Genomic DNA, 9,503 nt, shown 5'->3' with positions numbered 1-9,503 from the left:
CGGCTGAATAGGAACCCAGAACCTCACGGGATGAGGACCAGGCTCCAGTCTCAACCAAGACCCACCAAAGGCAGGCCATATGGCATCGACTACTTGGCACACTGTTGAGTTCTCAAGGAACAGACGCGCATCCGTTTCGGCCTTTCGACCTGCCCGGAGGCAACCGTTCTAACTTAGCGGAGCCGCTTCCTCGCGTCAAACTGCCTGTTCAGGCCGTTGCGGTGGGAACGACGTTCCATCCAGACGACGAGCGCGGCGGAGTCCGCCTAGCTCCAGTCTGGGGGTGGCCACCCGCGGGACCAGCCACCGGGGTTCGATCCTCGGTGTCCGTTCCTCCCTGCTGGGCGACGTGTTGAACAGTACGCAGCCTGCGGCCCGACTGGCAAATCCCTGACGTGGTGACGGGCGCCACACGCGCCGCTCGAGCGTCTGACCTGCGTAAATACGCGCTGGGCAGCTGCCAGGGCGCAGCGCGGGGCTCAGTACAGGGCGTTGGCCATCGCGCGCCGGGCAGCAACCACGCGGGGGTCGTCGGACCCGACCACCTCGAACAGGTCCACGAGACGCACGCGGACCGGCTCCGACTTCGTGATGGCCAGCAGGTCGATGAGCCGTGAGAACGCGTCGTCGACCTTGCCGCCGAGCACGTCGAGGTCGGCGACGGCCAGCTGCGCGTCGACGTCCCGCGGGTTGCTCGCGGCCGCGGTCCGTACGGCCTGGAGGTCGGCGTCGCGGGTCCGCACGAGGAGCCGGACCTGCGCGAGGCCGGCGCGGGCGAGCGCGTCGCGGGGGTTCTCCCGCAGAGCCTGCTCGTAGGCGGCGATCGCCGCGTCGAGGTCGTCACGCTCGATGGCGTCGTACGCGGCCTGGTGCAGGGGCGGGAGCTCCGGCTCGGGCTCGGGCTCGTCGGCGGGGGCGGCCGTGGCCGGCGTGACGCGGCCCGTGATCCCGTTGGCCTCGGCGGCGGCCAGCACCTGGTCGATGACGCCGCGCACCTGGTCGGCGGGCGGCGCCCCCTGGTACAGCGGGAGCGGCTGGCCCGCGAGGACGGCCACCACCGACGGCACCGACTGCGCCTGGAAGGCGGCGGCGATCTGCGGGTTGGCCTCGGAGTCGATCCGCGCCAGCAGCCACCGGCCCGCGTCCTGGTCCGCGAGCGCGGCGAGGGCGGCCGCGGCCTGCTGGCTCACCTCGCTCCAGCCCGCCCACAGCACCACGACCACCGGGTGCTCCGTCGAGCGCTGCACGAGTGCGGGGAACGACGCCTCGTCGACGTCGACGACGTAGGCACCCGGCGCGGGAAGCCCACCCGGGGTCCCGGGTGCCGGGGTCGCCGGGCGCGCGAGCGAGGACAGGTCGACGGCGCCGCGGACGTCCAGTCGCGGCTGCGGTCCGGGTGTGTGCGACATCGGGCGGTCCTCTCGGGCGTGCGGGCGTGGGCGGGTCAGGACGCCTTGGCGTCCGTGATGACGGACTCGAAGGCGAGGACGGACATCGGTGCGTCGGAGCCGGCGGGTGGCACGTACAGCACCAGGATGTCGGTCGACGTCCTCAGGAAGCTCTTGTTCGCGGTCTTCTTGCCGGACAGCGCACGGTAGAACGGGTCGGAGATCGGCACCTTCGCTCCGTCGAGCGTGAGGGTGGTCTTGGCGAGGCTCGTCAGCTGCCCGACGACGATCGCACCGCCGTCGATGGTGCCGAGGCTGACCACGGGCTCGTCCTCCGCGGTGTAGGTCTCCTCGTACTTGCCCGAGCCCTTGACCGCCTTCTCGTTGCGCTTGCGCAGGTCGTTGATCTCGTCGCGGGACGCGTTGTCGGCGAAGTCGTCGTCGTACTTGGACTTGGTGTCCTTGGTCAGGACGTCGGCGTACTGGGCGATCGCGTCCTGCGGGCTGACCAGCAGCGCGTCCGAGTCGGGCGCCACCACGGGGCTGCCGATCTCGGGGCGCGCGGTCTGCGGCATCTGCACGCCGGGGAGCAGGCGCGACCAGCCCCACAGCATGTACTGGTCGCGCGGACCGTCCTGCTTGAGCACCAGGATGCGCTGCGCCTGCAGGTCGGCCGGCTGGTCCGTGACGACCAGCTGCGTGCGGGGCCAGGCCTCCGTGCGCGGGACGATCGTCGCCTGGGACGTGGTGGGCAACGCCGTGGGCTCGCGCTTGCCGTCGGTCGCCTTGGCGCGGACGTACTCCGCGGACCGCATCTCGAGCGCGGGCTCCTGGACCCGCGGCGCCAGGAGCTTGTCGTCGAGCTTCTTGTCCGCGGCGGCGAGCACCGTGCCGAGATCCTCGAGCACGCGTGACGACTGGCCCGGCGTCACGGCGGCGGGCGCGACGGCCGGGGCCGGGGGCGGGGTCGGCTGCGGGAGCGCGGGCGCGCACCCGGCGAGCAGCGAGACGAGGCCGACCGTGACGACGGTCAGGCGAGGCAGACGGCTCATCGGTCCTCCCCCTGCTCGGTGCGGCGATCCGGTGCCTCGCCCTGGCCGGCGGACGGCTCGTCGGACGGCTCGTCGGTCGAGGGCAGTCCCCACGCGCGGCGCCAGGCGTCGGCACGGGAGCCGGGCTGCTCGGCCGTGGACGGGTCGTGCTGGTCGCGCTCGGGTGCGCCCGGTCCGTCCGGCCCCGGTCCTCCGGACGTGGGTGCCGCGCCCGGGTGGGTGGGCAGCCAGGCCGGTCGGGTGACGGAGTGCGGAGCGGTCGACGCCGGGGTCCCGGGGGTGGCACCCGGCGGCGGGGTGGGCACCCAGCCCGAGGCGCCCGCGCGCACGGTCGGGACGACGGCGGTCGTCGCGGCGTCTGCCGTCGGGAGGTCGCCGGGCCGGCTCCCCCCGTCGTGTGGAGCACCGGACGCGGCTGGACCGGTGGCCCCACCCGTCGTCGACGGTGCGCCGACCTGCTCGCTCGCGCGGCCGCGCAGCCACGCAGGTCTCGGCGATGCGGGTTCGGCGACGCCCGAACCCGGCTGCCCGCCCGCGCCGGCCGAGCCGGTGTGTGCGGTCGCACCGCCGTCGCCGGCAGGCGGGCGCTCGGCGGACTCGCCGCGCAGGCGTGGGATCGCCTCGGTGGCCGGCTCGGCGCCCTGCGTGGCGGGCGCGGCCGGCGCGACGGTGGGGATGGCACCGGTGCGCAGCGCGCGGCGGGTCGTGGTGGCCGGCGTGGGCGCGGGTGCCGGCGCGGCTGCGGGAGCAGGGGTCGCGGGGGTCGTGCCCGGGGTGCCCGCCGGCGGGGTCGGCACCCGCGGGACGGCGCCGGTGCGCGGACGTGCGGAGCGCGCGAGCTCCGCCTCGCGGATCTGGCGCCGCGTGAGAGCGGGACCGCCCTCGGCGACCGTCGGCATCGCGCCGGTCGTCACCGGGTGCCACACGGGCTCGTCGGTGCCCGTGCGACGGCGGTACCAGTCGCGCCCGAGCAGGGCCGCGGCGATCAGCACGAGGATCGAGCCGAGGATGACCAGGGGCCACAGCCAGGGCGTCGTGACCACGCGGGGCCAGGCGAGCGAGAGCGCCGGCGCCGAGTCCTCGGTGCCCGCGACGAGCAGGCTCCAGCGTCCCGGTTGCGCGGGCCAGACCAGCCGCGCGCTGCCCTTCCCCGTGGCCTGCGCGACCCAGAGGTCGGATCCGGTGGGGTCGGCCTGGGCGTCGTCCGACGCCGCGGCCGCCTTGGACGGCGAGGCGGACGGCTTTGCCGAGGCCGACGACGCCGCCGCCTTGGACGGCGAGGGCGTCGCGGACGGGGCGCCCGCGGGCACCGAGGTGACCTCCAGCTCGTGCCAGCCCGACAGGCCCGTCACCTGGGTGTGCGCGTCCGAGCCGACCCAACCGGCGACGTCGGTGTCCCGGCCGATCGCGAGGACGACCGTGTCACCGCCCGCAGCGGTCGCGCTCACGGTGACGGGGTCACCGCCCATCTCGAGCACACCGGGGTCGGTGACGATGAGGTGGCCGCTCGGGTCGGTGGTCGCCACCAGGACGTCGTCGGCACGCCATGCGGTCGCCGAGGCGACCCCGAGGCCGATGACGACCAGTCCGGCGACGCCGACGGCGGCCGTGATCACTCGCTTGGGCACACAGGATCCTCTCGGGACGAGAACCACCAGGATAGGCAGAGCGCGGGCTCGATCCCGAACGAGCCCGGCATCCCGGACCTGCGGGAAGGGACGAAAGGGGAGTCAGGGGCGGGTGAGTTCCGCGTATCCTGGCCCGCGGGCTCCGTCCGTCAGTCGTGCACCTCGACCGAGGTCGCCCGCGTGGAGCCACCCGTCCTGGAGGACTGCTCGTGCCTGACGCCCGGCCCACCTTCCCCGTCGTGAACTTCCGCGGATACGAGCGGGAGGCCGTCGACGAGCGCATCAGCGCGCTCGAGAACGCCCTCGCGGAGGCCCGCAGCCAGGTGGAGGCGCTCGACTCCAAGGCCATGCAGGCGGCCGGCGAGCTCTCCGAGGCCCACCGTCAGCTGCGCGAGGCGGAGCGGCCCACCTACTCGGGGCTGGGGTCGCGCATCGAGCAGCTGCTGCGCTCGGCCGAGGAGCAGTCGTCCGACGTCGTGTCCCAGGCGAACGCCCAGGCGGCCGACGCACTCGCACGCGCGAAGCTCGCGGCCGGCCAGCTGCGCGCCCGTGCGGAGAACGAGGTGGCCGAGCTGGTCGCCACCGCCCGGCGTGAGGCGGAGGAGGTCCGCACCACGGCGGCCGCGGAGGCGGAGAGCAACTCCACGGCAGCCCAGCGGCGCGCCGAGGAGCTCGTGAGCTCCGCCGAGCGCGAGGCCGCGCGCATCCAGTCCGCGATCACGACCGAGGAGAGCGAGCGCCGCACGTCGCTCGAGCGCGAGCTCGGCACGCTGCGTGCGAGCGTCGAGCACGAGGCCACCCAGCTGCGCGTCGCGACCGAGCGCACGGCGGCCGAGCTGCGCAGCCGCGCCGAGTCGGAGACCGCCGCGCAGCGCGAGGCGGCCGAGCGGTACTCGCAGGACCTGCGCCAGGCCGCCGACGCGGAGACCACCGCGCTGCGTCAGCAGGTGGAGTCGGAGACGGCCACGCTCAAGGCCGAGACCGAGCGCCTGGTCGCGGAGCAGCGGTCGCAGGCGTCGGCCGAGATCGCTGCAGCACGCCAGCTCGCCGCCGACGAGACCACCTCGCTGCGCGCCGCCGCACAGGAGTATGCGGACAGCACGCGCGCCGCTGCCGAGCGCGAGGCGTCGGCGCTGCAGCAGCGCGTCGCCGCCGAGGTGGCGGCACTGCGCACCGAGGCCGAGCAGTACGCGGCGTTCGTGCGCGCGAGCGCCGAGCGCGAGACCGGCGAGCTGCGCGCGACGACCGGGGACGAGCTCGCGGCCGCGCGCGCCGAGACCGAGCAGACCGTGACCGCGCTGCGCACCGAGGCCGAGCAGTACGCGGCCGAGGTGCGCGCGAGCGCCGACCGCGAGACGGCCGCGCTGCGTGAGCGGGCTGCGCACGAGGCGGCCCACCTCAAGGACACGACGGAGCGCGAGACGACCGAGCTGCGCGAGGTCACGGAGCGCGAGGCCGCCGAGCTGCGGGCCACGACCGACCGCGAGACGCGCGAGCTCGCCGAGCGCACCCGCCTCGACGCCGAGCGTGTGCTCACCGAGGCGCGGCGCTCCGCCGCCGAGCACGTCGCCACCGCCAAGGCGCGGGCCGACGAGCTCGTGAGCCAGGCGGAGCAGCGGCTCGCCGAGGCCGACCTCGCGATCGCGTCCAAGCGCGAGCAGTCCGAGCGCGAGGACGCCGACCGCCACGAGACGGCACGCGCCGAGACCGAGCGCCTGGTGCGCGATGCGGAGGCGCACGCGGCCGAGGCGGAGGAGCGCGTCACCAAGGCGCTCGCGCAGGCCGAGAAGGTGCGCGTCGACGCCGAGGCGCAGGCCAAGGAGCTGCTGTCGAACGCCCGCCGCAATGCCGACCGCGTGGTCGCCGAGGCGCGCGAGCACGCCGAGAAGCAGATCGGCGACGCCCTCACCGAGTCGGAGCGCGAGCGCACCACCGCTGCGCGACAGGTCGAGGACCTCAACCGGCAGCGGGAGTCGATCACCACGTACCTCGACGAGCTGCGCAACCTGCTCGGGCACGACCCGGACCGCGCCGCGCTCGAGCGCGCACGCCGCGCGGAGGCCGCCTTCAACAAGTCGCAGGCCTCGGAGTCGGCCTCGGAGTCGGCGCCCGCCGCACGACCGGCCGCGAAGCCGGCGGCGAAGGGCCGCACCACGAAGGCCCGTCCCGCACCGGTCTCGGCTGCGGCGACCGCGGCGCCCGCCGCGGGCGGCGGGTCGGACGACCGGTCCGGGGCGGGCGTCGAGGCGGCCACCGGCGCCGAGGCCGGGCCCGAGAAGACGCCGACCGAGCCCGGAGACGGCGGCGCGGCGAGGGACGCCCAGGACACCGACGCGACCACCGACGCAACCGGCGATGCGCAGGGGCAGGCCACCGACGCGAAGGACGACGCGCCCGCGCAGGACACGGCGTCCGAGGGCGCCGAGGAGCGCGAGACCGCCGGCGCCGGCGAGCCCGGCCAGTCCCGCTGACTGCCGGTGGCCACCTCGACGGGCGATGCGGCCGCATGGCGCGAGCAGCGTCGTGAGGCCGCAGCCGCCCACGCCGAGGCCCTCGAGCGCAGGCAGCAGGCCGAGTCGGACCGCGCCCGGGTGATGATCGCGGAGTTCGTGGCGCGCGCGACGGCGCAGGGACCCGCGCCGGTGCCGCTCCGGGCGCGCTCGTCGACCGGCGCGGCGCGGTTCCGGACGCCGCTGCGGGGCTGGTACCTGCGCGTCGACGAGAGCGTGGCCGTCGACGTCGACGGCCGGTTCTACGTCCTGCGGGCGGAGCCGAGCCTCACCGCGCGGCTGCGCGGCGTCTCCCCCGAGCCCTCGGCTCCCCCGCTCGTGCTGGGCGCGGGCGGACGCGACGGCGAGTCGCTCGACCTGAAGGACGCGCTGGACCGCGTGCTGCGCGGCTGACGAGCCCGCCGGGCCTCAAGCCCGGAGCGAGTCGGCCCGCTCCGCGAGCTCGGCAAGCGCGGCGGCGACCGCGTCCGGCTGCTCGAACGCCGCCATGTGGCCCGCCTGCGGGACGACGACGAGCCGGGCGTCCGCCGCGTTCGCCACGACGTGCTCGGCGGCCGCCAGGGGCGTGAGGTCGTCCTCGTCGCCCACCACGGCGACGACCGGCCCCGCGAACGTCCGGAGCACCTCGGTCCTGTCCGGGCGCGCAGCCATCGCACGCTGCGACCAGGCGACACCCGTGGGCGGCTGGTCCTCGATCCAGGCGGCGAGCTGCTCCGACAGGGCCGGTCGCGCCGCGCGGGTGGTCTCGCCCAGCAACGACGTGGCCATGGGACGGACCGGGGCCACCGAGCCGCCCGCCTCCGCCTCGTCCGCGATGCGCAGGCGGTTGGCCCTCGCCTCGGGGAGGTCCGCCGTGGACTTGGTGTCGACGAGCGCCAGCGCGGCGACCAGCGACGGATGCTGCTCGGCCAGCGCGAGGGCGACGTAGCCGCCCATGGACATCCCGGCGACGACGGCGCGCTCCACGCCCGCGCCGGCGAGCGCCGAGGCGAGGTACGCGGCGGACGCGTCGATCGAGGGCTCGGGCAGGTCGGCCCCGTGGCCGGGCGTGCCCGGGAGGTCGACGGCCAGCACGGCCCGGGTGCCCGGGAGTGCCGCAGCGGCGGCCAGCCACATCCGGTGGTCGAGGGGGAAGCCGTGCACGAGCACGATCGGCAGCCCGGCGTCGGGGCCGCCCTCACGGAACGTGTGCAGCGTCATGCGTCCTCCTCGACGTCGCCGCGCTCGTCCGTCGGTTCCTGCGCCGCGGTGCTGGGCGCGGCGGCGGGAGCGACCGCGCTGGGCGCGGTCTCGCTGGGGCCGTCCCAGGTGGTCGGCAGCGGCGCGCGTCCGGGAAGCACGTGCCCGACGATCTCGTCGAGCACGCGGCGCAGGGCGGGCTCGCCCACCCACAGGTGCTTGGCACCGTCGACGCCGATCACCTCGGCCTGCGGGACGCGCGCGAACCGTTGCCGGGCCTCGTCGGGCCGGAGGTAGTCGTCGAGCTCGGGCACCAGCACCACGAGGGGCTTGCCGAAGGCGGCCCACGCGTCGAGGTCCGCGTCGGTGGCGCGGTGCAACGGCGGCGAGAGCAGGATCGCGCCCTCGATGGACGGGTCCCGGCCGTGCATGAGCGCGAGCTCGGTGCCGAACGACCAGCCGACGAGCCAGCGCCGGGGCAGGTCGCGGAACTCGGCGAGCTCGATCGCGGCGGCGACGTCGAGCTGCTCGGCGGTGCCGCCGTCGAAGGCACCCTCGCTCGTGCCGCGCGGGCTGGTGGTGCCCCGGGTGTTGAACCGGAGCACGGCCATGCCGGCCAGCGCCGGGAGCCGCCAGGCCGCCTTGCGGTACACGTGCGAGTCCATGTACCCGCCGTGCGTGGGCAGCGGGTGCAGCGTCACGAGGGTGGCCGTCGGTGTCGTCGGCCGGCCGTCCGGTCCGAGCGGGAGCGCGAGCTCGCCCACCAGGGTGAGGCCGTCGGCCGTGTGCAGCTCCACGTCCTCGCGGTGCGCGGGCAGCACGGTCAGCGACCGGATGGTGGTGGGTGCGGGGTCGGCGCTCACAGGGTCGGTGCTCACAGGGTCGTTGCTCATCGGGTCGAGCCTAGGCCGACCGCGTGCTCGAGCACGCGGGCGACGCCGTCGTCGGCGTTGGACGGGCACGTGTGGGTCGCGGCAGCGCGCACCTCCGGGAACGCGTTGGCGACCGCGAACGACGCACCGGCCCATCGCAGCATCGGCAGGTCGTTCGGTGCGTCACCGAAGGCCCACACGTCGTGCGGGCCGATCCCCAGGTCGGCCGCCCAGCGCTCGAGCGTCGCGGCCTTCGTCACGCCCGTGCGGGAGATCTCCCCCAGCCCTGGCGCGCCCGAGTCGGCGACCAGGCCGGCGTCACCGATCACGGCGGCGACCCTCCGGGCGAACGTCTCGTCCCAGGGCAACGACGTGCGGACCAGGAGCTTGAGCGTGGAGGGCGTCAGGACGTCCTCGATGCTCTCGGCCACGCGGCTGCCCGCGGGGACGGCGTAGGACTCCGTGAAGGCGGCCTCCTTGTCGAAGCCGCCGGCGTGCTCGGTGGCGAAGTGCACGTTCTGGGCACCCCACGCCGCGCGCAGCGCGCCCGCGACGCAGGCCACCTCGGCGGGCGCCATGCCCTCCTCGGCGAGCACGACGTCCGCACCCACGTCGAACACGGCGGCCCCGTTGGAGCAGATCGCGATGCCGTGCCCGGCAACGTGCTCGGCGAGCTCGCGCAGGCGACGCAACGGGCGCGCGGAGACGAACACGACGGCGATCCCGGCCTCGGCGGCCGCCGCGAGCGCGCGCTGCGTGCGCGCCGAGACCCGCCCGTCCGGTCCGAGCAGCGTGTTGTCCAGGTCGGTCGCGACGAGCCTGGGCGCGGTCGTCGGCCAGTGCCGCGAGCTCAGGGACGCGTCGGTCACCGCGT

The 9,503-nt window shown here is 75.6% G+C and carries 8 protein-coding genes; 2 read left to right on the top strand and 6 right to left on the bottom strand.

Going from position 1 to position 9,503, the window contains the following annotated elements:
- Positions 1-479: 479 nt before the first annotated feature.
- The 3 genes from QRT05_RS06215 to QRT05_RS06205 are packed head-to-tail and all read right to left on the bottom strand — an operon-like array spanning position 480 to position 4,068.
- Positions 480-1,409 carry a tetratricopeptide repeat protein gene (locus QRT05_RS06215; protein WP_289446073.1) on the bottom strand — a complete coding sequence of 310 codons (930 nt, stop codon included), beginning with the start codon at positions 1,407-1,409 and terminating at the stop codon, positions 480-482.
- A 35-nt stretch (positions 1,410-1,444) separates the two neighbouring features.
- On the bottom strand, positions 1,445-2,440 hold the full coding sequence (locus QRT05_RS06210) for a hypothetical protein (RefSeq protein WP_289446072.1): 996 nt from the start codon (positions 2,438-2,440) through the stop codon (positions 1,445-1,447).
- Positions 2,437-4,068 (bottom strand): hypothetical protein, encoded by a 1,632-nt coding sequence (locus tag QRT05_RS06205; RefSeq protein ID WP_289446071.1) that lies wholly within the window; start codon positions 4,066-4,068, stop codon positions 2,437-2,439. Before QRT05_RS06205 ends, QRT05_RS06210 begins: the two co-directional genes overlap by 4 nt.
- A gap of 209 nt (positions 4,069-4,277) precedes the next feature.
- Between QRT05_RS06205 and QRT05_RS06200 the strand changes: the two genes are divergently transcribed.
- Together QRT05_RS06200 and QRT05_RS06195 are read left to right on the top strand one after the other, a co-directional pair.
- Entirely contained in the window at positions 4,278-6,539 is a 2,262-nt protein-coding gene (locus tag QRT05_RS06200) for a coiled-coil domain-containing protein (protein ID WP_289446070.1), read from the top strand.
- A gap of 6 nt (positions 6,540-6,545) precedes the next feature.
- On the top strand, positions 6,546-6,971 hold the full coding sequence (locus tag QRT05_RS06195; protein ID WP_289446069.1) for a hypothetical protein: 426 nt from the start codon (positions 6,546-6,548) through the stop codon (positions 6,969-6,971).
- Positions 6,972-6,986: 15 nt separating this feature from the next.
- On the opposite strand, the gene QRT05_RS06190 is transcribed toward QRT05_RS06195, so the two are convergent.
- Genes QRT05_RS06190 through QRT05_RS06180 form a run of 3 tightly spaced genes read right to left on the bottom strand, consistent with a single transcriptional unit; the run spans position 6,987 to position 9,498 of the window.
- Complete coding sequence (locus tag QRT05_RS06190) at positions 6,987-7,778, bottom strand: alpha/beta fold hydrolase (RefSeq protein WP_289446068.1); 792 nt, start codon at positions 7,776-7,778, stop codon at positions 6,987-6,989.
- Positions 7,775-8,650, bottom strand: a complete 876-nt coding sequence (locus QRT05_RS06185; RefSeq protein WP_289446067.1) for an alpha/beta hydrolase — start codon at positions 8,648-8,650, stop codon at positions 7,775-7,777. Before QRT05_RS06185 ends, QRT05_RS06190 begins: the two co-directional genes overlap by 4 nt.
- A complete protein-coding gene (locus tag QRT05_RS06180; protein ID WP_289446066.1) occupies positions 8,647-9,498 on the bottom strand; it encodes an HAD family hydrolase in 852 nt (283 codons plus the stop codon). Before QRT05_RS06180 ends, QRT05_RS06185 begins: the two co-directional genes overlap by 4 nt.
- Positions 9,499-9,503 lie beyond the last annotated feature (5 nt).

This window comes from Cellulomonas edaphi (genome assembly GCF_030362815.1).
Lineage (GTDB): Bacteria > Actinomycetota > Actinomycetes > Actinomycetales > Cellulomonadaceae > Cellulomonas > Cellulomonas edaphi.
The sequence above is the reverse complement of the archived record's forward strand: the minus strand, read 5'-3'. Positions and strand labels throughout refer to the sequence as shown.

Bases quoted from the DNA above. Each gene is read 5' to 3' on its own strand.
- QRT05_RS06215 (WP_289446073.1), bottom strand. From the start codon at position 1,409: ATGTCGCACACACCCGGACCGCAGCCGCGACTGGACGTCCGCGGCGCC.
- QRT05_RS06190 (WP_289446068.1), bottom strand. From the start codon at position 7,778: ATGACGCTGCACACGTTCCGTGAGGGCGGCCCCGACGCCGGGCTGCCG.
- QRT05_RS06185 (WP_289446067.1), bottom strand. From the start codon at position 8,650: ATGAGCAACGACCCTGTGAGCACCGACCCTGTGAGCGCCGACCCCGCA.
- QRT05_RS06210 (WP_289446072.1), bottom strand. From the start codon at position 2,440: ATGAGCCGTCTGCCTCGCCTGACCGTCGTCACGGTCGGCCTCGTCTCG.